Annotated in this window: 20 protein-coding genes; 2 read left to right on the forward strand and 18 right to left on the reverse strand. The window is 53.5% G+C overall.

What is annotated here, in order from left to right; all coding sequences use genetic code 11:
* Positions 1–46 precede the first annotated feature (46 nt).
* The 16 genes from hisIE to DZC79_RS03820 form a co-directional block, all read right to left on the reverse strand.
* Positions 47–637 carry a bifunctional phosphoribosyl-AMP cyclohydrolase/phosphoribosyl-ATP diphosphatase HisIE gene (hisIE, locus tag DZC79_RS03745; RefSeq protein WP_118950217.1) on the reverse strand — a complete coding sequence of 197 codons (591 nt, stop codon included), beginning with the start codon at positions 635–637 and terminating at the stop codon, positions 47–49.
* Positions 634–1,386 (reverse strand): imidazole glycerol phosphate synthase subunit HisF, encoded by a 753-nt coding sequence (gene hisF / locus DZC79_RS03750; RefSeq protein WP_118950218.1) that lies wholly within the window; start codon positions 1,384–1,386, stop codon positions 634–636. Before hisF ends, hisIE begins: the two co-directional genes overlap by 4 nt.
* Complete coding sequence (hisA, locus tag DZC79_RS03755; protein ID WP_118950219.1) at positions 1,380–2,093, reverse strand: 1-(5-phosphoribosyl)-5-[(5-phosphoribosylamino)methylideneamino]imidazole-4-carboxamide isomerase; 714 nt, start codon at positions 2,091–2,093, stop codon at positions 1,380–1,382. The genes hisF and hisA overlap by 7 nt, the downstream gene beginning before the upstream one ends.
* Positions 2,090–2,668: an imidazole glycerol phosphate synthase subunit HisH gene (gene hisH, locus DZC79_RS03760; RefSeq protein ID WP_118950220.1), complete on the reverse strand. Its 579-nt coding sequence runs from the start codon at positions 2,666–2,668 to the stop codon at positions 2,090–2,092. The genes hisA and hisH overlap by 4 nt, the downstream gene beginning before the upstream one ends.
* Complete coding sequence (hisB, locus tag DZC79_RS03765; protein ID WP_118950221.1) at positions 2,665–3,753, reverse strand: bifunctional histidinol-phosphatase/imidazoleglycerol-phosphate dehydratase HisB; 1,089 nt, start codon at positions 3,751–3,753, stop codon at positions 2,665–2,667. The genes hisH and hisB overlap by 4 nt, the downstream gene beginning before the upstream one ends.
* Positions 3,754–3,764: 11 nt before the next feature.
* The gene (gene hisC, locus DZC79_RS03770) at positions 3,765–4,802 is read right to left on the reverse strand and encodes a histidinol-phosphate transaminase (RefSeq protein WP_118950222.1); all 1,038 of its coding nucleotides are present in this window, start codon (positions 4,800–4,802) and stop codon (positions 3,765–3,767) included.
* Position 4,803: 1 nt separating this feature from the next.
* Positions 4,804–6,084 (reverse strand): histidinol dehydrogenase, encoded by a 1,281-nt coding sequence (gene hisD, locus DZC79_RS03775; RefSeq protein WP_118950223.1) that lies wholly within the window; start codon positions 6,082–6,084, stop codon positions 4,804–4,806.
* 19 nt (positions 6,085–6,103) lie between these two features.
* The gene (gene hisG, locus DZC79_RS03780) at positions 6,104–6,961 is read right to left on the reverse strand and encodes an ATP phosphoribosyltransferase (RefSeq protein ID WP_118950224.1); all 858 of its coding nucleotides are present in this window, start codon (positions 6,959–6,961) and stop codon (positions 6,104–6,106) included.
* A 249-nt stretch (positions 6,962–7,210) separates the two neighbouring features.
* On the reverse strand, positions 7,211–9,214 hold the full coding sequence (locus DZC79_RS03785) for a M43 family zinc metalloprotease (protein ID WP_198666760.1): 2,004 nt from the start codon (positions 9,212–9,214) through the stop codon (positions 7,211–7,213).
* An 899-nt stretch (positions 9,215–10,113) separates the two neighbouring features.
* Positions 10,114–10,521 (reverse strand): DUF2752 domain-containing protein, encoded by a 408-nt coding sequence (locus DZC79_RS03790; protein ID WP_157976897.1) that lies wholly within the window; start codon positions 10,519–10,521, stop codon positions 10,114–10,116.
* Between the two features lie 11 nt (positions 10,522–10,532).
* Positions 10,533–10,871 (reverse strand): TM2 domain-containing protein, encoded by a 339-nt coding sequence (locus DZC79_RS03795; protein WP_118950227.1) that lies wholly within the window; start codon positions 10,869–10,871, stop codon positions 10,533–10,535.
* A 339-nt stretch (positions 10,872–11,210) separates the two neighbouring features.
* On the reverse strand, positions 11,211–12,548 hold the full coding sequence (accC, locus tag DZC79_RS03800) for an acetyl-CoA carboxylase biotin carboxylase subunit (protein ID WP_118950228.1): 1,338 nt from the start codon (positions 12,546–12,548) through the stop codon (positions 11,211–11,213).
* Positions 12,549–12,759: 211 nt separating this feature from the next.
* The gene (gene accB / locus DZC79_RS03805; RefSeq protein WP_118950229.1) at positions 12,760–13,248 is read right to left on the reverse strand and encodes an acetyl-CoA carboxylase biotin carboxyl carrier protein; all 489 of its coding nucleotides are present in this window, start codon (positions 13,246–13,248) and stop codon (positions 12,760–12,762) included.
* A gap of 111 nt (positions 13,249–13,359) precedes the next feature.
* A complete protein-coding gene (efp, locus tag DZC79_RS03810; protein WP_118950230.1) occupies positions 13,360–13,926 on the reverse strand; it encodes an elongation factor P in 567 nt (188 codons plus the stop codon).
* A 242-nt stretch (positions 13,927–14,168) separates the two neighbouring features.
* Entirely contained in the window at positions 14,169–15,038 is an 870-nt protein-coding gene (locus DZC79_RS03815) for a 2OG-Fe(II) oxygenase (RefSeq protein ID WP_118950231.1), read from the reverse strand.
* 70 nt (positions 15,039–15,108) lie between these two features.
* Positions 15,109–16,719, reverse strand: a complete 1,611-nt coding sequence (locus DZC79_RS03820) for a hypothetical protein (RefSeq protein ID WP_157976898.1) — start codon at positions 16,717–16,719, stop codon at positions 15,109–15,111.
* 176 nt (positions 16,720–16,895) lie between these two features.
* Between DZC79_RS03820 and DZC79_RS03825 the strand changes: the two genes are divergently transcribed.
* Positions 16,896–17,447 (forward strand): RNA polymerase sigma factor, encoded by a 552-nt coding sequence (locus tag DZC79_RS03825; RefSeq protein WP_118950233.1) that lies wholly within the window; start codon positions 16,896–16,898, stop codon positions 17,445–17,447.
* 30 nt (positions 17,448–17,477) lie between these two features.
* Positions 17,478–17,837, forward strand: coding sequence for a hypothetical protein (locus tag DZC79_RS03830; RefSeq protein WP_157976899.1), 360 nt, complete (start codon positions 17,478–17,480; stop codon positions 17,835–17,837).
* Between the two features lie 3 nt (positions 17,838–17,840).
* Here the strand turns inward: DZC79_RS03830 and DZC79_RS03835 are convergent, their stop codons facing one another.
* Positions 17,841–18,596 (reverse strand): LytR/AlgR family response regulator transcription factor, encoded by a 756-nt coding sequence (locus DZC79_RS03835; RefSeq protein WP_118950235.1) that lies wholly within the window; start codon positions 18,594–18,596, stop codon positions 17,841–17,843.
* A 93-nt stretch (positions 18,597–18,689) separates the two neighbouring features.
* The gene (locus DZC79_RS03840) at positions 18,690–21,662 is read right to left on the reverse strand and encodes a sensor histidine kinase (RefSeq protein WP_118950236.1); all 2,973 of its coding nucleotides are present in this window, start codon (positions 21,660–21,662) and stop codon (positions 18,690–18,692) included.
* Positions 21,663–21,786: the final 124 nt, after the last annotated feature.

The following is a 21,786-nucleotide window of genomic DNA, read 5'->3' on the forward strand; positions in this document are numbered from 1 at the left end:
CCACCATCTGCGGACGTCAGGGTTGTACAGGATACAGGAGGCTTGCTTACTGTTTGCTGCGTGCCAGCAGGACCTGCTCAACACGTTCCAGGTTCTGCCCTTTGGCCTGCAGCAGCAACAGGAAGTGGAACAGCAGGTCGGCGGCTTCGTTGCAGAAGCGCTTTTCATCGTCATCCTTGGCCTCGATCACCAGCTCTACTGCTTCTTCCCCTACCTTCTGCGCTATTTTGTTGATGCCTTTCCGGTACAGGCTATTGGTATAGGAATGGGGATTATCGCCGGCAATACGGTTGCCAATAGTAGCTTCAAGCTGGTAAAGGAAGCCTCTGGCATCTTCTGTACCGAAGCAGGACCGGGCGCCGGTATGGCAGGCCGGTCCCTGCGGGTCTACACGGACCAGCAAAGTGTCCTGGTCGCAATCGGTACGGATGTCCACAACATGCATGGTATTGCCTGAAGTAGCACCTTTGGTCCATAAGGTCTGCCTGCTGCGGCTGTAAAAAGTGACCTTGCCTTCTGTGCGGGTCCTTTCCAGAGCCTCGGCATTCATATAGCCGAGCATCAGCACTTCCATGCTGAGGTGGTGTTGTACGACTGCCGGTACCAACCCGCCGGCCTTGTCAAAATCGATTGTCATCTTACAGGAATATTAGCGGTTTTTAAATAAGCTTTCAATTGGGGCAGGCTCAGCCGGCCGAAGTGGAAGATACCTGCCGCCAGCGCTGCTGCTGTGTCTGTTGCTTCGAAAAGCGTCTTGAAGTGCTCCTCACTGCCGGCCCCCCCGGAAGCGATTACTGGCAGCGATACAGCCTGGCTTACTTCTTGTGTTACGGCCAGGTCAAAGCCGCTGCCCGTGCCGTCCTTATTCATAGAGGTGAGTAATATTTCACCGGCACCGTAAGCTTCGGCTTGTCGCGCCCAATCTACCGTAACGAGGGGCGTGGCTTGGCGCCCGCCCTGGATGAAGACATGGTCGATACCTTCAATCTTACGTGTATCGATCGCCACGACAACACACTGGCTGCCCAGGCGGGCGGCCAGTTCCGTGATCAGCTCCGGCCGCAGCACTGCGGCAGAATTGATGCTGATTTTATCGGCGCCCGACCGGATCAGCTGCAAAGCATCTTCCACGCTGCTGATGCCGCCACCCACGGTAAAAGGGATATCGATCGCCCGGGCTGCACGGCTCACAAGGCTGCACAGGGTCTTTCTTTTTTCTACAGTAGCCGTTATGTCAAGAAAGACGAGCTCGTCGGCGCCTTGCTCCACATATAGTTGCGCCAGGGCCACAGGGTCGCCGGCATCGCGCAACTGCTCGAAGTGTATGCCTTTAACGGTTCTGCCGTCGCGGATGTCCAGGCAGGGAATGATCCTTTTCTTCAGCATAGCGATTCCAGCTCTTTTAAGGTGATGTTGCCTTCGTATATAGCTTTGCCAATGATCGCGCCGCTGCAACCTGCGGCTTCAAGCGCCTGCAGCTCTTCAACCGAAGCGATGCCACCGCTGGCGACCAGGTTTATAGCAGTATGCTTCATGATATCCTGGTAGAGCTTCAGCGCCGGACCGCTCAACATACCGTCTTTGCTAATATCGGTGCAGATAGCCGTGCGGATGCCTTTTTCATAATAGGTAGAAAGGAAGCCGATGACATCCAGCTCCGTGTGCTCCAGCCAGCCCTGCGTTGCGATCCTGCGCTGCCGGCAATCAGCGCTGAGCCAGATCTTATCTGCGCCATATTGTGCCAGCCATTCCAGGAAGCGCTCCGGGTCTTGCGCAGCAATGCTGCCGATCACCACATGTGCTGCACCGCACCCGAAGGCGGTCTGCAGGGACGCTTCTGTTTTCAGGCCACCGCTGAAATCGACTTCCAGGCAGGTATAGCGGGCGATCTGTTCCAGCACTTTATAGTTCACTGTTTCCCTGGAGCGGGCGCCGTCAAGATCGACCAGGTGCAGGCGTTTCAGGCCATGGGCTTCGAAAGATTTAGCGACTTCGAGCGGTTCGGCGGCGTATATGTTCTGCCGGGCATAGTCGCCCTGCGCAAGCCGTACGCAACGGCCGCCGAGGATGTCCATAGCAGGGATGATCGTCATAAGGTCAAAAAGTTTTTAAGGATTTCAGCCCCGGTTCCCGCCGATTTCTCGGGGTGGAACTGGACTGCGTAAAAATTGTTGTGCTGCAAGGCCGCGCTGAAAGGCAGCAGGTAGTCGCTGCGAGCCACAGTATGCGCGCAGCAGGCCGCATAATAGCTATGCACGAAATAGACATCGGCGTCCGGATCGATACCAGCGAACAAGGCGCCGGATACTTGCCGGAGGTTATTCCAGCCCATATGTGGCACCCGGCCGCCGGGAGGAAAACGCTTCACCTCCGTATTGAAGATGGCCATGCCGGACGTGTCGCCTTCTTCCGAGTAACGGCACATCAGCTGCAGGCCCAGGCAGATGCCGAGCACCGGTTGATCAAGTGCAGGCAGCAGCCGGTCGAGTCCCTTCTCTTTCAGGTAATGCATGGCGGATGCGGCCTCACCCACACCGGGGAGAATCACCTTTTCGGCCTGTTGTATCTGTGCCGGATCATCGGTGACCCTGGCTTCATAGCCCAGCCGTTCCAGGGCATTGGTCACCGATCGGGTATTGCCGGCATTGTAGTGTACGATTGCGATCATAAACTGCCTTTTGTGCTGGGAATAAGATAAGTATCGTTGCGGTGTACAGCGGCTTTCAGCGCACGGGCAAAGGCTTTGAAGATCGCTTCTATTTTATGATGCTCATTGCTGCCTTCAGCTCTGATATTGAGGTTGCAGGCGGCATGGTCGCAGAAGGAACGAAAAAAATGACAGAACATTTCCGTAGGCAGATCGCCTATCTTTTCCCTGCGGAAATCCGCTTCCCATACCAGCCAGGGGCGGCCGCTGAAGTCGATGGCGACTTGCGCCAGGCAATCGTCCATCGGCAGCAGGAAGCCATAGCGCTCTATGCCTTTCTTGCTGCCGAGCGCTTCGCGGAAAGCGCTGCCCAGCACTATGGCCACATCTTCAGTTGTGTGATGTTCATCAACATGCAGGTCGCCGCTGGCCTGTATCTCGAGGTCGAAGCCGCCATGGCGTGCTACCTGCTCCAACATATGATCCAGGAAGCCGATGCCGGTATGCATATTGCTTTTGCCCCTGCCGTCGAGGTTAAGCGTGACCTTAATATCGGTTTCCCGCGTTTGGCGTTTCACTGTAGCGCTGCGGGGCTGCTGCTTCAGGAAGGCATAGATATCGGCCCAGGAAGAAGTGGACAGCGCCGCCCCTTCCTGCTGCGTTGCGCCCAGGTAAATGGCTTTGCAGCCCAGGTTCTCCGCCAGCTGTATATCGGTAAGCCGGTCCCCGATCACATAAGAAGCCTCCATCTGGTAGGAGCCTTTGATGTAGTGCGTGAGCATGGCCGTGCCGGGTTTGCGGCCGGGATGTCCGTCCGTCGGGAAGGAACGGTCGATAAGGATCTCGCTGAAAACGATGCCTTCGTTTTCAAGTGCGCTGAGGATCTTGTTCTGTACAGGCCAGAAGGTTTCTTCAGGGAAAGACACTGTACCTAGTCCATCCTGGTTGCTGACCATGACCAGCTCATAGTCGAGCTCGGCAGCAATACGGGACAGGTAGCGGAAGACGCCAGGATAAAAGGTAAGCTTCTCCAGGCTGTCGACCTGGAAATCGGGCGGCTCTACAACGAGTGTGCCGTCGCGGTCGAGGAACAATACTTTTTTCATTTTGCTTCTTGTTAAAAAGATGGAGATAAAGCCATTTGCTGCAGGGCATCGATCAGTTGCGCGTTTTCGGATGGGCTGCCTATCGTGATCCGCAGGCAGCCGGGGATCTGGCTATGGCGGTTGCGTACGATGAGGCCTTGCTGCACCAGCCGGGTGTATACCGCTTCCGCAGCTTCGACTTCGGCCAACAGGAAATTAGCGTCGGAAGGGTAGACCCGTTTCACTTGCGGCAACTGCAGCAAGGCTGTTTCCAGCCATCGGCGCTGTTCCAGGATGATAGCTCTGCGCTGCTCGTAAGTAACGGGATCGGATAGTGCTTCCAGGGCGGCTTCCTGGTTCAGGGTGCTGATGTTGTAAGGCGGCTTTACCTTATGGAACAAGGCAATGATCTCCGCGGAGGCATAGCCGATCCCGATCCTGGCGCCGGCCAGGCTCCAGGCCTTGCTCATGGTTTGCAGCACAATAAGATTAGGGTAGCGGTCCAGCCGTTCCAGCAGGGAGGCTTGCTCTGCGAAATCAATATAAGCTTCGTCTACCACAACGATACCGTCGAAGGTTTCCAGTACCTGCAAAAGCTCGTCCAGGCAATTGCCCGTAGGGTTATTGGGCGAGCAGAGGAAAGCCAGCTTCAGGTTTTCGTCGTTCAGCACCTCCAGGTAAGCTTGCACATCGATCTGGAAGTCTTCGCTCAGAGGTAGCCTGACCAGCGCTACATCGTTTAGCTGCGCCGATACTTCATACATGCCGTAGGTAGGCGTAAAGACAAGCGCTTTATCCTGTCCGGGGCGGCAGAAAATACGGAAGGCCAGATCGATCATTTCGTCGCTGCCGTTGCCGATGAAGATGTTGGCCGGGTTCAGCTGCCGGTAGCGGGCCAGCTGCTGTTTCAGCTGCAGCTGTCCGGGATCGGGATAGCGGTTATTATTGCCCCAGGGATTCTCATTGGCATCGAGCAGGACGCCGGCCTGTCCTTTGTATTCGGAACGGGCGCTGGTATAGGGCCGGAGGTCCAGGATGTTTTTCCTGACCAGCTGTTGAAGGGTTCGCATGTCAGAGGGAGTTTAGTCTGATGGTTACTGCTTGTTTGTGCGCATACAATTGTTCTGCTTCAGCCATAAGCGCGATGGCGGGCCCGATAAGGTCCAATCCTTCGGGGCTGATCTCCTGGAAGCTGATCTTTTTGAGAAAGCTGTCCAGGGATACGCCGCTGTAGCTGCGGGCGAAGCCGTTGGTCGGCAAAGTATGATTGGTGCCGCTGGCATAGTCGCCTGCGCTCTCGCAGCTGTAATGCCCCAGAAACACCGATCCGGCGTGGCGAATCTTGTTTGTACAGGCCGGTGCGTTGTCCATTGCCAGGATGAGGTGTTCCGGCGCATAGCAATTGCTGAAGTGGAAGCAGTCGTCAGGGTTTTTCAGCAGTATGGCTTTGCTGTGCAGCAAGGCTTGTGCGGCAATGTTTTCCCGGGGCAGCTGTTTTAGCTGTATAGTTATCTCCGAAAGCACGAGATCGATCGTGGCTTCATCATCGGAGACCAGCAGCACCTGGCTGTCGGGTCCGTGCTCGGCCTGCGATAGCAGGTCTGCGGCGACAAAAGCAGGATTGCAGGTATTGTCGGCGATAACCAGCACTTCGCTGGGACCGGCAGGCATATCGATGGCTGTTCCGCTGAGCTGCGCCACCTGCTTGGCTGCGGTGACGTAGGCATTACCCGGCCCGAAAAGCTTATCGACTTTCGGAACGGTTGCCGTGCCGATGGCCATAGCGCCGATGGCTTGTATGCCGCCGATACCGAAAATGCGGTCGATACCCACCAGGTTTGCCGTATACAGGATCGCCGGGTCTATTGCTCCTTTAGCATCCGATGGTGTGCACAGCACAATGTTGGGACAGCCTGCCAGCTTTGCGGGTATGCCCAGCATCAGCACAGTAGAGAACAGCGGCGCCGATCCGCCGGGAATATACAATCCGACCGTTTCCAGTGGCCTGCTTTCCCAACGGCAGGCAATGCCGGGCATGGTAACGACAGATAGCGGCCCGCAACGCTGGGCTTCGTGAAACCGGGTAATGTTGGCGGCGGCCAGCTGTATAGCCTGTTTCAGCGCTTCGGATAGCCGGTCGCCCGCCGCAGCGATGATGTCGGGAGCTACCGGTTGTATCGCTTGCTCTGCTTGATCATACAAGCGGCAATACGAGGCTACGGCTTCATCTCCTTGTAGGCGTATATCGGCGAAGATGCGGTTGACCAGGGGAAAGAGGTCTTCACCTCCGGCAGCAGGCCGCCGGATCAATTCTGTCCACAGATCCGAAGGTGGATGCAATATTTTCTGCATGAAAATCGAGGATAAAGATTTAAAGGATCATTTTTTCAATGGGCACAACGAGGATGCCTTCGGCGCCGGCCCTTTTCAGCTGCCCGGTTACCTCCCAGAACACATCTTCGCCCACAACGGAATGGATGCTGCTCCAGCCTTCGCGGGCCAGCGGTAAAATGGTGGGGCTCTTCATGCCGGGGATCAGGCTGCAGATCTCTTCCAGCGCGGTATCCGGCGCGTTGAGGAGGATGTATTTGTGTATGACGGCATTCTGCGCGGCGCGGATGCGGAAACGCAGCTGCTCCAGCAAGGCCAGGGGTTCAGAAGCAATGCCCGGTGTGGCAATCAGCACGGCTTCGCTGCACAGCACGGTCTCTACTTCCTTAAGCCCGTTCATTAGCAAAGTGCTGCCGGTGCTAACGATATCGAAGATGCCATCGGCAAGGCCTATGCCCGGCGCTATTTCCACGCTGCCGCCGATCTCTTCGATCTCGGCTTCGATCTGCTGTTCGGCGAAGAAGCGCTGCAGGATGCGCGGGTAGCTGGTGGCCACCCTTTTGCCGTTGAAATAAGCAGGCCCGGCATAGCTTTCTTCGCGGGGAATGGCCAGCGACAGCCGGCAGGCAGCAAAGCCCAGCTGGTCGAGCATTTCCACCTTTCGCGCTTTTTCCAGCACTTCGTTCTTTCCCAGAATGCCGATATCGGCTACACCTTGCTCTACGTATTGCGGTATATCGTCGTCGCGGAGGAAGAGCACTTCCAGGGGAAAATTGGTGGAAGCCGCTCGCAGTTTGCGGTCGCCGTTGGAGAGCCGTATACCGCAGGTGCGCAGCAGCTCTAACGATTGTTCACTCAGTCGGCCGTTCTTTTGTATGGCCAGTTTTAACATACGCATGGAAGGAAAAATGTGCCTGGCAAACCGAGGGAGACAAAAAGAAAACCCGTCTGATCTGCTCAGACGGGTTTCAGAAAATATGGTCGTTAGTTACACCAAATCATTTCCACCTGGCTGAGGGCCGGTATGAAAATGATGATGATGCAATTGTGTAAAGGACATGTTTATGCGCGTTTCAGAAGCGAAAGTAGGAAACTATTTTGATTTATCGGAAAAAAATCCGGGATAAACAATAATTAACAGGCTTTCTTATTCCAGAACGAACCTGGCTTTATAAACAGAACCGCTTTCAGAGGACAGCTGCAGGTAATAGATGCCGGGGGCCTGCACTGCCGAACGGAGGTCTATGAGCAACGGCTGGTTATGTTGAAGATTCAGGTTGCGGCGGATAACGAGGGACTGGCCAAGGGTATTGAACACTTGGTAGCTGTACGTGCCGGATATCGGTGCAATAACCGTTATCTGCCGTTCACTGGCAGGATTGGGAAATATAGCGAAGGTTGATGCCGGCGAGGGGAATAGGGCTGTACGTACGGGGCTGTACGCGTAGCGACCGTCTCTATCCACCATTTTCAGCCGGTAATAATTAGTTGCCGCCAGGGGAAAGCGGTCCTCGAAATAGTAAAGCGTGTGGCTTCCTTTCGCGGTTGTATGGCCAATCGTAGTAAAAGCGCTGCCATCGTTGCTTCGTTCAACCTCGTAATGGCTGAAGGCAATCTCTTCTCCCGCCTCCCATTGCAGATGTACTTGTGTCTGCACTGTCTTTGCGGTAAAGCTCTTCAGCCTGACGGGAAGAACAACCTCGTTGATGATAGCGGCAAAATCCTCGGCTTGTCCGTATTGCAAAGTGGTGCAGGGTTGCGGATTGGCGGCAACATCGGAAACGACACGGACGCGCACATAGGTGTTTTCCACTACATAGGACTGGTTCGGCACGGTGAAGGTTCCGCTGTGCGTATAAAAGCTTTGACCTGAAGGCCCGTCGCTGGAAAATACCAGTTCTCCGGTCCCAGTAAAGACGCCATCGTTGTTGTAGTCGATATAGACCCTCACGTTCTCCGGATTGTTACCGGCGCCCACGGATATGGCATAGCTCTGGCCTTTCTGAAAGTGGGCAGGAGCTACGGCGCTCTGCTGGCAGCTGGACAGGGTACGGTTGATATAGGAAAGATTCCCGTCATTGGTATATCCCTGGGAGAAGGATTGCAGATCACCTATTATGATATTTCTTGGCCCTACATCGAAAGCGTTGTTGGTATTGACGACACCGGGCCCGGGACAAGCTGTAACTGCGGGTCCGGGCTGCACCGGCTGCGCTCCCGGCGCCGTAGCGCCCAGCGATTGGATCAGGCTGCTCCGCATATTGAATAACGCGAGCATTACCCTGTCGGATTGTCCCTGGGTAAAGCGGTCTGGACAGCTTGAATAGCCCATAATGTTATTGATCACCGGGACCCAGGAAGTACCCGTACAAGGGTTGTTGCCCGTAGGACAATCGAATACGGCCGCCGCCTGAGGGTCAGTGTCACAGATTTTATCGCCTGTTGTGGCGCAGTTCCCGGTAACACAGCCGCCCTCGAAGGGATGACGTAGGTTGAAAGCATGTCCCATTTCATGCGATATCGTGGTCGCACCCGGCGCCAGCTGGCTGGCGGTAATGACCAGGCCATCCAGGCTTGCCTGGGCCGGTGGAAGGAAAGCATAACCCTGTACTCCCGATCCGGCGCTATAGCCGTCCCAGTTATCAATCTCTGAAACGATCCATATATTATAGTAGTTGGTGTTGGGCCACCAGATAAGTCCCTTCAATGTTGCGTCCGATATGCCGCCCGTACTTTGTATATTCACACCGTTGCTGTCATAAGCAGTGCCATTGGCGCCGCCTAATGCGGTGACTCCATTGATGCGGTTGATGCCCGTAGTCGGGTTACAGGAAGAATCACGTTGGGCGAACGCAAACCGTATCCGGATATTAACGCCACCCGCACCTGCCGCCGGATGCCCTGGAAAGGTCGCCGCAAAATTCTGGTTCAGCTCTGTAATGGCATTTTGTATAGTGGCATCGCTGGGGTTGTAGATAGTGCCGATGGCGCCTCCTTTATGGATCACATGTACAACCACCGGAATCTCGTAGAGGGTATCGTTGCCGCTGACGACTACTTTCCGGGCCGGGCTGCCAGGGCCGTGCACCTGCTGCCATAATTGTTCAAAAGCAGCCTGACGGCGGTTGAATTCAGGGTTTGTCTGCATCATTTTTTCACGTACCGCATCGGCTCCGCAAAAGGCCCGGTTTTGTCCGGCCGCCAGATGGTTATATAAAATGCATGATAAAAAAAGTAAAGAGACAGCGGCTTGTTTTGTAAATTTGCTCATAAGACCAATTTTTGCTTAAAATAATATCGTTTCAATGTTTTATTTGTTAATTTATGCAAACGCAAAGCCGGTTGTGGGGCAAATAAAGGATCAAGCGGAACCGTGTGTGGATTACAGGAGATATATGCAATGATATTATGAGAAACTTCGATCATTATGAAGTGGCAGAATAGCACAGTCAGGTCCGCACTGTTGCTACTCCGGCTTTTCCGGTTCTGCAGGACAGCGAAGATTGGCAGATGATCTTATAGCTATCCCATACTACAGGACTCCTCAGGAGCCGAGCTTTGTAGCATCAGCATGAACACACATAAATTGCTCTGTGGAAGCAAAAGAGGGTTGCTAACGAAAGATATGGATCCAGCCGTCGGTCAGGCCGTTACACCTCTCTGTCGGACTATATCCGCGCAGGTGCGGCGCAAGCTCACTCATAAGCATTGGAGCATTCCACCGGTATTGAGCCGATGTTCCGGATTTCCTCAGGACGTACTTAAATTGTATCCGGCTTGGTCCTTGATAAGGTTGTGAGAAGTGCATTAACAGGCAAAAAAGCCATGGCTGGCAGGGGCCTGCCGCCATGGCTGCTAACAAAAAACAAAAACAAAAACCAGGGTAAGTAGGTCATCGTTGCAGCGGCGCCTGGCGTCACTTCGCGATGAATGATCTAAATTACAGCATTCCTTTTGTAACAAAATTCATTTTTCGGTGAAAGGAAGCTGGCTTCAGGTAAACGGCTAAAGGTTGATCGCAGCATCTTATTTTAGGGCAATAGCGCATGCTCAGCCTTCTTTGTAAATATTCCATACCCAGTTGGCCAGAACAAGGATGACCGCAATGATCGCTACGAATGGCTTGCGCAGTATAGTTTCCGCACGGCGGTACTCTTTGTAAAAGCTCTGGCGGCGCAGTATAAGGTCGGTGAGGATCCATACCGGCGTCACCAAAAGGAACAACAACGCAGGAAATCCAAGCGGGTTAAGCAATAGCGCGCCGCGTATATCGCCGTCCAGGATGGCTACCGCAGAGCGGGTCATGCCGCAGGAAGGGCAGGGTAGCCCGGTTATTGCGTACCACAGGCACATCCTGAAGCTATGCTGCTCATGGATCACCTTACCCGAAAAGGCCAGCCAGGCATATCCCGCAGTGCAGGCCGCCAGCAGAAAAGCATATAGCTTGTTCCTGTTCACTGTCTGCCGGATTAATAAAGCACCTGCTGCAGCTTGGTCAGGTTCTTTTCCCGGGTCGCTCCCATAATGAGGAACCAGTCGACGATAGCCCATACACCCAGGCCGCCGCAGGTGAGCAGCTTTCCTACGCCCAGGCCCACATCGCCGATGAGGAAGCGGTCGATACCCAGGCTGCCAGCCAGCAGCGAAACGATCAATATGGTGGTAGGATCATGAAATTCCAGCGTTTGAATAGCCATCCAGCGGGATTCGTCTACCTGCAGCATCCGGTCGCGGATGGCGGTAAGCTGATAGCTTTCAAAATACTTGCCCTTAGTCATAAGGAACATTTCTACTTTCTGGTTATCCATCGGGATTTTTGTTTGACGGTGTGTAAAGTTGTTTCGGGCGCAAAAATAGCCATTTATACTTTATGGTTACGGGGATGTTGCGGATCAAGCTTAAATGTTGGAGGGATACAATATAGTATGTCCTGAGGAAAATCCGGAGCGTCGGTTCAGAACCCGGAGGATGGAATGCTTCAGCGCTTGTATTGCATCTGCATGGCCAGGCCGGTCGGGACGTGTAATGGCCTGACCATGGCGCATCCATGGCGCTGGTTACAGGTTGCGGTTGAAACAAAAACCGGTAAAGCACGCTGCTCTACCGGTTCCCGATTTACAATATCAAATGGTTTTAAATTACCTGCCTTACTTCAGCTCGAAGGTTTCAGTAAACTTGGTCGTGAAGTTGCCTTCCCTGAACTGCTCGTTCCGCATCAGCTGGATGTGGAAAGGAATGGTTGTCTTTACGCCTTCGATCACATACTCGCTCAGGGCGCGCTCCATAGTAGAGATCGCTTCTTCGCGGGTTTGCGCGATCGCGATTACCTTGGCGATCATGGAATCGTAATAAGGCGGGATGGTGTAGCCGGCATAGATATGCGAGTCGACACGGATACCGTGCCCTCCGGGTGTATGGAGCACGGTAATGGTACCGGGGCTCGGACGGAAATCGTTATAGGGATCTTCGGCGTTGATGCGGCATTCGATGGCGTGCATCTTCGGCTCGTAGTTCTTACCGCTGATGGGTACGCCCGCCGCGATTTTGATCTGCTCCTTGATGAGGTCGAAGCTGATCACTTCTTCCGTTACTCCGTGCTCCACCTGGATACGGGTATTCATCTCCATGAAGTAGAAGTTGCGGTGCTTATCGACGAGAAATTCGATGGTACCTACGCTCTCATAATTGATCGCGGAAGCCGCTTTGATCGCCGCTTCACCCATTCTCTGGCGCAGCTCCGGTGTAATGAAGGGAGAGGGAGACTCCTCTACCAGCTTCTGGTGCCGGCGCTGGATCGAGCAATCGCGTTCGCTCATATGGCATACCGTACCGTATTGGTCGCCGGCGACCTGGATCTCGATATGCCGGGGCTCTTCCACGAATTTCTCCATGTAGATACCGTCATTCTTGAAGGAAGCGCCAGCTTCCGCTTTAGCTGTATTGTAGGCTTTTTCGATCTCCTCTTCGTTCCATACCACGCGCATACCCTTTCCGCCGCCGCCGGCGGTCGCTTTCAGGATGACAGGATAGCCCATTTCGGCGGCCAGCTTTTTGGTCTCTTCAACGCTTTGCAGCAAACCGTCGGAACCGGGGATTACCGGTACGCCGGCCCTGATCATCGTTTCTTTGGCTGTCATCTTATCACCCATCGAACGGATCATCTCAGGGGTGGGGCCGATGAACTTGATATTGTACTGGGCGCAGATTTCCGCAAAGCCGGCATTCTCGGCCAGGAACCCATAGCCCGGGTGGATGGCGTCGGCATTGGTGATCTCGGCCGCAGCCATAATGTGCGGTATATTGAGGTAAGAGTCGGCGCTCTGTGCTTTACCGATACATACTGCTTCATCGGCGAAACGCACGTGAAGGCTATCCTTGTCGGCGGTAGAATAGATCGCGACAGTCTGGATGCCCATTTCCCGGCAGGTGCGGATGATACGCAGGGCGATCTCGCCACGGTTGGCAATCAGTATTTTTTTGAACATGAACTTTGAATTAGCTTGCCGGATCTTATCCGGAACAGGTGAATTTCCCTGGTCCGGTATTTCCCGGTATTGAATGTTAATGACCGGCCCGGTAGTGCCTGCTGACAGCTATACTACCAGGGCACTTTGTACTGGACCTTATCATGCCCGTGACAACCGGCCCGATCCGCTGTCGTGGCTCCGCCACCAGCTATAAGGCCGGGGCTTCCGGTTAAGGTTCAACCAGGAATAAGGGTTGATCGTATTCTACCGGGGTAGCGTCGTCGATCAGCACTTTTACGATACGGCCGCTTACTTCGCTCTCGATCTCGTTGAACAGCTTCATGGCTTCAACAATGCAGATCACCTGGCCGGGCCTGATCTCGTCGCCTACATTCACAAAAGAAGGCTTATCGGGGCCGGGGCTGCGGTAGAAAGTACCGATCATGGGAGACTTGATGGTGATGGCGTTGCTGGCCTCAGCGGCAGGCGCTGCCGGTGTGGCAGGGGCCTGGGGCGCTGCTGCCGGGGGGGCAGCCTGGGGAAGTGCGGGCATAGCCATAGGCTGAGGCAAAGCGGTGGTGGCCTGTACCGCTACAAACTGGGTCTCAGTAGCTGCCTGTTTGATCGTAATTTCAAAATCGCCGTCCTTGATCGATACTTCGCTGATATTGGATTTGTTTACCGCTTTAAGCAGTTCCTGGATTTGTTTGAATTCCATAATTGCTGATTTAATCACTCCGCCTGCCGGGAGGCAGGAAGAGCATGCTCTGAATTTGCTTTAAAAAAAATCAGAAGCTGTTCCTCGGGACAGCTTCTGGACCAAATGATATTATCCTTTTACGCGTTCGACGTATTCGCCGGTTACAGTATTGATCTTGATCAGCTCGTCGTTGTCTACGAACAAGGGTACGTTCACGGTAGCGCCGGTTTCCAGCGTAGCCGGTTTCAGGGTGCGGGTAGCGGTATCGCCTTTCAGGCCGGGTTCGGTATAGGTAACACGCAGCACGATAGAAGCGGGGAGCTCTACGCCCATGGGCATTTCCGTTTCGGTATTGATCATCACCTGGCATTCCTGGCCATCTTTGTACAGATCGGGGCGGTCAACCATATTCTCTGCAACGACGATCTGCTCGAAAGTGCTGTTGTCCATCAGGTTGAAGCCGCTGTCGTCCTTGTACAGGAACTGGTAGCTGCGACGTTCCACACGCACCGGGTAAATGGTATCGCCGGAGTTCCAGGTATGCTCGATGCTCCTGTTATTGTCCACACCTTTCAGCTTGGCCCATACTTTGGCTGCAGCCCTGGCGGTTTTGTTCTGGCCGAATTCTACTACGCTGTACAGTGCGCCGTCCAGTTTCAGGATAAGACCATTGCGAATATCTGCTGTGTTTGCCATGAAATTGTTTTTACCTTCCCCAAAGGTTGTTTTATCAGCAGGAAGGATTTGTGATTAATTACTTTAATAAGAACAGGCTGCAAAAGTAAATATTTAGTTCTTTTCCCGAAATTATAGGACACTTATTTCTGCTTTTTGTGGAAAAAAGATTGGTTTTTGATCAAAATTTATCTGAAATGGGTTAAAAATGTAAAAATCCTGCCATTTTGGGCAGGATTTTTACAAAAGGTAGAAAAGGCCGGCTATTTCTTTTTGCCGCCGAATTTATTCAGGATTTTGCTGATGAAGGCGTCGTTAATGCCCAGCGCCCGCTTGATGCGGGTATAGCCGGCGACCATTTTTTTATCAAGGTAGATCAGGATGGATTTCGCACCGTCCTGGGGCCGCGATTTATAATTGGTCGACCGCAGCGTCGGCTTTACTTCCTCTTCGGTAAAGTAGTAGAGCGCGATCGATTTGCGGGTCATATCTTCAGGGCAAAGAATCGTTTCGGGTACGCCATGGTAGGAGTCCTCATCGGTATTAAAGATCACGCAGCGGTTGAACAGCGGCGCGATCTTCTGCTGTACCCCGGTCATTTTACGGTCCCAGAGCTCAAGGTCGCCGTTGTATTCCGGTTTCCAATCCTTATTGAGATAGATCAGGATATTGACCCGTCTGCGCCAGTTGCGTTTATGTGGATGTACCGTAAAATCGGCATGCACATTGAGGAAGCCGTTGCGCTGCGATTGATGCAGACCACCGCCCTCCAGCATATCGTCGGCCAGCAGGTTGGGAATGCCGGTCAGCCTGCTCAGGTAGGAAACGAACGCCGGAGAGTTCATTTCTTTGATCACTTCCTGTATAAAAGGGGGCAGCAGCTCCAGCTTATTGAGGCCGTGCTTTTTTTCATTAATATGCACATAGTGGATCCATCCCTCATCCTTTACCGAGGGGAACTCGGCCAGCGCCTGCTCTGCGGCCCAGGGCTCCAGGAAGTCTTCCAGCTGAATGTGAGGGTAGGGGCCGGCCTGCTGGTACTTCCCCGCATTGGCAGCCAGCTGCTCTTCCCAATGCTTATAGTCAAAGATCTTCTTACTGTCTTTGTCCGCACTGATCGTCGATGTATTCATCAGATAAAATTAACGGGTTAAAGTTTGCTGTCTGGCTTGGGGCAAGCAAAGGTAAATGAAAGCTGCGTATTTATGGTGTAATAGAAAACACTTTTAACCCCGGCACCCGGTTTTGGGTGAGATCGGGCAGGGCCTGGCCATCGGGCGTTGTCAGCTGGTAATCGTCGCCGGCGCCTTCATAAAAATAAAAATAGTAGCGCACACCGTAGCGCCGGGCATCTGCCAGCAAGGCGCCGGTATTTGCTGTATTGAGCGGCTGGCAATACCAGGGATTTTGCGAAAACCAGGAGAGCTGCGCCATGGAAATGGAGGCGTCGGCATAGCTGCGGTTGCTGACAAACGCACCCCGGATACCGAGGCGTTTCAGCTCCCCCGCCAGCCGATATTCTGCCTCTCCTTTGCCCCACATCTTTTTGAGGTCCGACACCGGCGTTACCAGGAAAGAAAGGAAGAATACGGCCGTAAATGCTTTTCTGCCCCAAGAGGAAAACAAAGGGAGCAGCCGTTCCCCGGCATAAACCAGGAACAGGATCGCCGCTGCCGGCATGATGAACCAGGTATAGCGGCCACCTTCAAAAGTGAACAGCCAGAAAGGCAGCGGGTAGACCAGGTATACCAGCAGCAGGATCTTCAGCGGCAGCTTCAATCCGCGGAACCAGCCCTTGGTGGCCAGCAGCACCAGGGTAATGAGCCAGGTAAGAAAAAAGAAGGGGGAGATCCGGTTGCCGGTGCCGACCCAGCCGAGCGCATTATAGCCGATACGCGCCAGCTGCCGCAGCAGGAGGCCGGGAGAATCATAAAAATGGACGATACGACCCTGGGCGAAATACGGATCTTCAAAATAGAACAGCGAGCCTTCATAAGGCGGCGGTACCACCACCCGGATGCCCGGCCTGAATTCCTGCGTGCCCACCAGGAACCAGGAGGCGTTCAGTTTCCCGGCGGTAGAGGAGGTCCATATCCCGTATTTTTCATGCAGCAGGTACAGCCAGGGGGCATCCAGCGCCAGCATCACCACACCCGCAACCAGGCAAATGGTAATCAGCCGTTGCCAGGGGAAGGGCCTCAGGCTGCGCAAATGCATTACGGCAGCCATAAAGATCATCAGGGGAAAAAAGAAAAAGGAATAGGCCTTGCTGAAATAGGCCAGGGAGCTCAGCAGGCCAAGCAGCAGCCATATCCATACCTTTTTGGTAAAGTCGCTGCGGAGCAGCAACAATAGCCCGAGGCTGAGAAAGAAATATTGCCAGAAATCGGTAAAGGACTGGAAGTAAAGTGCGTACAGCCAGAAGCCGGCCGACATCAGCCCGAAGCACCAGCGTTCGAAGGTGGATGTCCTGAAACGGTTGAACAAGCGCTGTGTGCTGACCATAAGGCCGATCACCGAGACTGTATTGACCACGATGGCCGCGGTAAACAGCTCCAGGCCGCTTGCCTTTACCAGCAAGGCCGTGAGCCAGCAGCCCATGGGGCTCCAGAAGGCATTAACGGCATGGTTGAAATTTCCTTCCAGGTATTGCTTCGCAATGTTGAGGTAGCACAGGGCGTCGCTGTCCACATAATAGCGCATATGCGGCCAGGTCGCCCATACCAGCAGTACCAGCAGCAGCGGGGGAAAAAGGTAAACCGGCCATTGCGGTCCGGATGAGGTCTGTGACCGGGATACAAGATGATCGCTCATGGGCAGCAGGTACCGGAACAACGGAAGATGGTTTCCGGCAAGCCGTAAAATTAAGGCAATCAGCGATAGGAAGCGGTGAGCCGGAAGAAAACTGCTGCTGTGTGGAAATTTTCTAAATTGGCATCTTTATTCCAGAGGATTTGTTGTGAAGATAGGTCATTTATTAAAGGCAGTCATTGTCCAGGGATCACTTACATATCGCCGATGAAGAGTTGCTCGCCCGTTTCAGGGCCGATGGCAACAGCGATTGGCTCGGCATTTTGCTGGAGCGTTATACCATGCTGCTTTTCGGCGTATGCATGAAATACCTGCGGCAGCAGGATGCTGCCCGTGATGCTGTGCAGCAGGTCTTCCTGAAGGCCTTGTCGGAGATACCCAAGTACCCGATCGACAATATAGGCGGCTGGCTCTACCAGGTAGCCCGCAACCTTTGCCTGAGCCAGCTTCGTGGCAAAAAGGAATACGCAGATGAAGCGCCGCTGCAATTTATGGCGCAGCCGGAGGAAGTACCCTTATCTTTGCTGATCGAAAAGGAAAGGGATATTGACCGGCTGAAAGCAGAGCTGGCCACCCTGAAAGAAGAGCAGCGGGTATGCGTGGCGGCCTTTTACCTGGAAAAGAAAAGTTACCAGCAGATCGCCGGCCAGACAGGCTATAGCGTGAAGCAGGTAAAAAGCCATATTCAGAACGGAAAACGGAACCTGAGGATTAAAATGGAATCTCATTGACCCGGAAGCCTGTATTTAAATCTTTGTATCGTGCCGAAAAGAAACAGAACAGAGGGAATGCATCACAGCGATATAGACGAAGCGCAGCTGCTCGCCTATATCGAAGGCAGCCTGACGCCCGAAGAGCAGTTCCGGCTCGAAACCTTGCTGGACCAGGACCCTTTTCTGAGCGATGCGATAGACGGCCTGTCGGCGATAGAAGATAAAGCCCAGTTGAGAATGATCGCCGGGCAGATCAACGCCCAGCTTCGCAGGCAGATACAAAGTCGCAGAAAGCACCGCCGGCGCCGGCCCCGGCTGGACAATCATTGGGGCTGGATTTTTGTGCTGGTGCTGCTGTTGCTGGTGCTGTTGAGCTGGTGGGTCATCAGGCAAATGCCCACCCGCTGATGCTCAGCCGCTGAAGGCCTGTAACAGCGCAGCTTTCCTTCGGGCCGACACTTCCAGCACTTCCCTTCCCTGCAGGGTAATATACCCGCCTCCATTCTTTCCTTTATGGTATTCGATCACCTGGCTGGGATTGACCAGGTGCTTGTGATGAATACGCAAAAAACCATAACGTTTCAATTCTGATTCATAATCGCCCAGGGACCTTGATGCGACAATACTGCTATGGTCGGTAAACAGGATCAGCGTGTAGTTGCCCGACGCCTCGCAGCGGACGATATCGTCCACATTCACCAAGGAAAAGCCGTTCAGCGTCGGTATTCTGATCTTCCTGATCTTCATTTGCCGTTGAAACTGGTCCAGCAGATCGGGCAGTAGGGCGCCGCTATCGCCCGGGCTGCGGCCGGAGGCTTTACGTACCGCTGCAATAAACTCTTCCCGGTTAACCGGTTTCATCAGGTAGTCCAGCACCGAGGCTTTGATAGCCTTTAGGGCATAGTGATCGTATGCCGTAACCAGGATCACCCGGGGCAGGAATTCCCGGCAGGCATCCAGGAGATCAAAAGCTGTTCCGTCGGGCATTTCGATATCCAGGAATACCAGGTCGGGCTGAACCGACCGGATAAGCGCCATGCCCTGTGCGACATTCTCTGCCATGCCGCATAGCTGCAAATGGGGAAAGCATTGTTCCAGCAGCAGAGCGATGATGTTCCTGCCGTCGGCTTCATCGTCGATAATAACGATTTTGCTGAAAAGTTCCATAGTAGGGTTGCCTGGGTTTATGATTCAAAGAAACGACCTGCGCCAGGCCGGATCAAATTTTTTAAACGAATGCGGCTTTTCCTTCCACAAATGCTATCGTGTGCCGGGTGACGGTTCATAAAGATATTCCATGTCGATACACACAACTGCGCCTGTAGTTCCGGGAGTATGATCCTGCCTGTTGAACGAATGGATCTGTATGTCCAGGTTGAACAGCTCATTGTAAGAATGGGCCCTGGTGCCTGAAAGCCTCAGCCCCAGCGCGCCGGGCCGGCTGTGGCCCGAGAAGCCGGCGCCATTGTCCTGTATGATTATCCGCAGGCGACCCGCTTCCAGGCCGAAACGGATAAGCAGGGTACCTTCTTCCTGCCCGGCGATGCCATGCTTTAAGGCATTTTCAACATAAGGCTGTATCAGCATGGCGGGCAGCATGGCAGCCTGGACCACGGCAGGATCTATCTCTACCTGGTAAGTCAGCTTATCTTTAAAGCGCAGCTTTTCCAGCTGAAGGTAAAGCGACAGGTAGCCGGCTTCTTCGTCGAGCCGTATAAAAGCCTGCCGGGAATAGTGCATGGTCATACGGATCAGGCGGGCAAAAAGATCGAGGTACAGCCGGGCCTGCTCATGCTCCGCCTTGTAGTTCAGGTATTGGATCGAATTGAGGCAATTGTAGATGAAATGAGGATTGATCTGCGCCTTGATAGCTTCCAGCTCCAGCTCGGCGAGCCTTCTCTTTTCCTGCACTTTCTCCAGCCGCTTGCGTTCCCGGCGAAGTACCCAGTAGTGCAAAATTGAAAATAGGGTTACTGCTATAACAACAAAGACAGCCACAGTAAAATAGAAAGTCTGCCAGAAGGCAGGGCGGACCAGGATCAGGAGCGCTACGTCCTGCCGGCTCCGGATACCCTTCGCATTAAGCGCGTACGCTTCAAAGCGGTACTCACCCGGAGGCAGGCGGGTAAAACGGATATCTGACTCGGCAGCTGGTATCCATTCCTGCTGGAAAGGGTACAAGCGGTAATAGTAACGCAGGCTGCCGAGGCTTTCATAGGAGATCGCGCTGAGGTTGAGGTACAGATCGCGATGCTTATGATCCAGGACAATCTTTTTTCCCGGTTTCCGGAAGCTTAATTCGCTAGCCTGAACCGTGTTAAGGTAAATGGCCGGCGCGGACATGATCTCTCTTAAGCTGTCTTTGAGCGGGATGACACCAATGCCGTCAGCAGTGGCTATATAGGCGGTATCCCTGCTCACAAAAATGCTGTTGATATTATTGGAAGGAAGCCCGTCATAAAAAGTATAATTCCTTGACGACTGCAGTGCGCCTGTTTTTCCGAAGATGAGCTGCCAGGCGCCATTGTCTGAAGCCACCCAGTAAATACTGTCGTTTTGCCGGTAAAGGTCCCGGATACGTTCCGGCTGGCCATCCTTTGTCTGCACGGCAGCTATTCGGCCGTCGGTAGTGTAACGGTGCAGGCCGCGGGCATTGGTGCCCACAAGCACGCTTCCGTCCGCCATCGTCTGCAGGTCGGAGATATAGCTTTCCTTCAGTGCCGGATGGCCTGTTCTCCCGGCAATCCCTCCAAGACCTTGCAGGATGTACAATCCGCAGGAAGTGCCCGTCAGTATGCTGTCTCTGCCAAGTACGGCAACGGCTGTACACCGGTCGCGGAAAAGAACCTTTTCTTTACCGGTGCCGTTAAGAGAAGGGTAATACTTCAGGTTGTTGGTGGTGGCGAGCAGCAGGCCTTTGCCCTTGTAAAGGCAGCAGTCTTTTACATGCCCGAAAACATTCATGTAACGAAACGTACGGCGCGCAGGGTCGAAAAGAGCGAGGTTGGCAGCATACAGAAGGTATCGCCCATCGCCGGTAGGCAATACCTTGCGGATGCCCTGGATGAAAGAAGAATTGAGCCGGAAAGAACGTTTTTTCCGGTTATCGATGTAATCCAGCTCGGGACTGTTGATGTAGCCGATCAGCAGCCGGCCCTGCTCGTCGCCCGAAAGGGCCTTGGGCGTCTCCTGTCGTGCGGGAAAATTCTTTGTCAGCAGGGCATTCTGAAAGTGCTTTTGCGATAAAAAATACAAGGTATTGTTCCTGGAAGTCATCCATAGATTGCTGTTTCGGTCGATAAAAAGCGTATTAAGCGCCATGGGCTTCATAAACTGGAAGAAGTCGGCATCGGTGCCCTGCTCCACATGGCCATAGTAGGCCACCCCACCTTGTCCGTAAAATTTGATCCACAGGTGGGACAGGTTGTCAACCAGGATCTGGCAATCGGGGGAAGCGCCGGAAGGCAGGCGTATCGTGCGGACAGAATGTAATATGCTGTCGCCTTCGATGTACCGGTACGCGGTGATTTCCCGCTTTAATGGCCGGTACATCAGGATATAGGGAGCGTTGCAATCTGCTGTCACCAGCAGACTCCGGCTATCGTGCCGTAGTTTTTTGTGCTGCTCATCGTAAAGATAACGGCTGGTGCGGGAGGAGCGCGCATAGTCCAGCAGATAAGATCCTTTGATGCCGATAATATGGTCGTTGAAGATATAGCGGAAGGTGAAGTCCCGGACAGGCAGGCGATACACCCTGAAGCTGTCGCCGGAAAAGCGATGCAGCAGCTGTGTACCGAAATTATTGGACAGCCAGCGATCGCCCGTTAACGGGTCTCGGGTAAGCACATTAAGGTCTCTTTGAGTAGTATCCAGCAGACGCAGATCTTCCCGGGCAGTGATCAGCTTCCCGTTTTTCAACAGGCGCAGGTTATGATTGACAGGGACCAGGAGAATGCAGTCTTTTCCCACCGGGCTACAGGAAATGATATCGACATCAGACGAGTGCCTGAGCTCCTGCAGCATACTGAATTTTCTTCCATCGAAACGCATGCCGCCATTGTCGGTTCCTATCCATAAAAAACCATCCGCATCCTGGTCGATCAGGTAACCTGTTGATGCTGTATAGCCGTCGAGCTGCGTATAGCGGCGCATACCCGGCAGCTGAGCGCAAGCAGTGTAGCCTGCGCCGTAAAGCAGCAGCAGGAACAGGTATAGCTTACTGCCGATGCGCATAGACAGCTTAATTTAAAAATGCTTTTGGTATTGGTGGTTTTAAAGATAATGGTTTTTTGTGCTTCCCATAGGGAAACGCTCAGCTATTTACTTATTGCTTTAAAAGTACACTTATTGCTATAAG

The sequence above is a fragment of the Taibaiella helva genome, from assembly GCF_003545695.1.
In the GTDB taxonomy this organism is placed as follows: Bacteria; Bacteroidota; Bacteroidia; order Chitinophagales; family Chitinophagaceae; genus Taibaiella; species Taibaiella helva.

Bases quoted from the DNA above. Each gene is read 5' to 3' on its own strand.
- DZC79_RS03840 (WP_118950236.1), bottom strand. From the start codon at position 21,662: ATGCGCATCGGCAGTAAGCTATACCTGTTCCTGCTGCTGCTTTACGGC.
- hisD (WP_118950223.1), bottom strand. From the start codon at position 6,084: ATGCAGAAAATATTGCATCCACCTTCGGATCTGTGGACAGAATTGATC.
- DZC79_RS03795 (WP_118950227.1), bottom strand. From the start codon at position 10,871: ATGGATAACCAGAAAGTAGAAATGTTCCTTATGACTAAGGGCAAGTAT.
- efp (WP_118950230.1), bottom strand. From the start codon at position 13,926: ATGGCAAACACAGCAGATATTCGCAATGGTCTTATCCTGAAACTGGAC.
- hisIE (WP_118950217.1), bottom strand. From the start codon at position 637: ATGACAATCGATTTTGACAAGGCCGGCGGGTTGGTACCGGCAGTCGTA.
- accB (WP_118950229.1), bottom strand. From the start codon at position 13,248: ATGGAATTCAAACAAATCCAGGAACTGCTTAAAGCGGTAAACAAATCC.
- hisH (WP_118950220.1), bottom strand. From the start codon at position 2,668: ATGATCGCAATCGTACACTACAATGCCGGCAATACCCGATCGGTGACC.
- accC (WP_118950228.1), bottom strand. From the start codon at position 12,548: ATGTTCAAAAAAATACTGATTGCCAACCGTGGCGAGATCGCCCTGCGT.
- hisC (WP_118950222.1), bottom strand. From the start codon at position 4,802: ATGCGAACCCTTCAACAGCTGGTCAGGAAAAACATCCTGGACCTCCGG.
- DZC79_RS03785 (WP_198666760.1), bottom strand. From the start codon at position 9,214: ATGATGCAGACAAACCCTGAATTCAACCGCCGTCAGGCTGCTTTTGAA.
- DZC79_RS03815 (WP_118950231.1), bottom strand. From the start codon at position 15,038: ATGAATACATCGACGATCAGTGCGGACAAAGACAGTAAGAAGATCTTT.
- hisG (WP_118950224.1), bottom strand. From the start codon at position 6,961: ATGCGTATGTTAAAACTGGCCATACAAAAGAACGGCCGACTGAGTGAA.
- DZC79_RS03820 (WP_157976898.1), bottom strand. From the start codon at position 16,719: ATGAGCGATCATCTTGTATCCCGGTCACAGACCTCATCCGGACCGCAA.
- hisB (WP_118950221.1), bottom strand. From the start codon at position 3,753: ATGAAAAAAGTATTGTTCCTCGACCGCGACGGCACACTCGTTGTAGAG.
- hisA (WP_118950219.1), bottom strand. From the start codon at position 2,093: ATGACGATCATCCCTGCTATGGACATCCTCGGCGGCCGTTGCGTACGG.
- DZC79_RS03835 (WP_118950235.1), bottom strand. From the start codon at position 18,596: ATGGAACTTTTCAGCAAAATCGTTATTATCGACGATGAAGCCGACGGC.
- hisF (WP_118950218.1), bottom strand. From the start codon at position 1,386: ATGCTGAAGAAAAGGATCATTCCCTGCCTGGACATCCGCGACGGCAGA.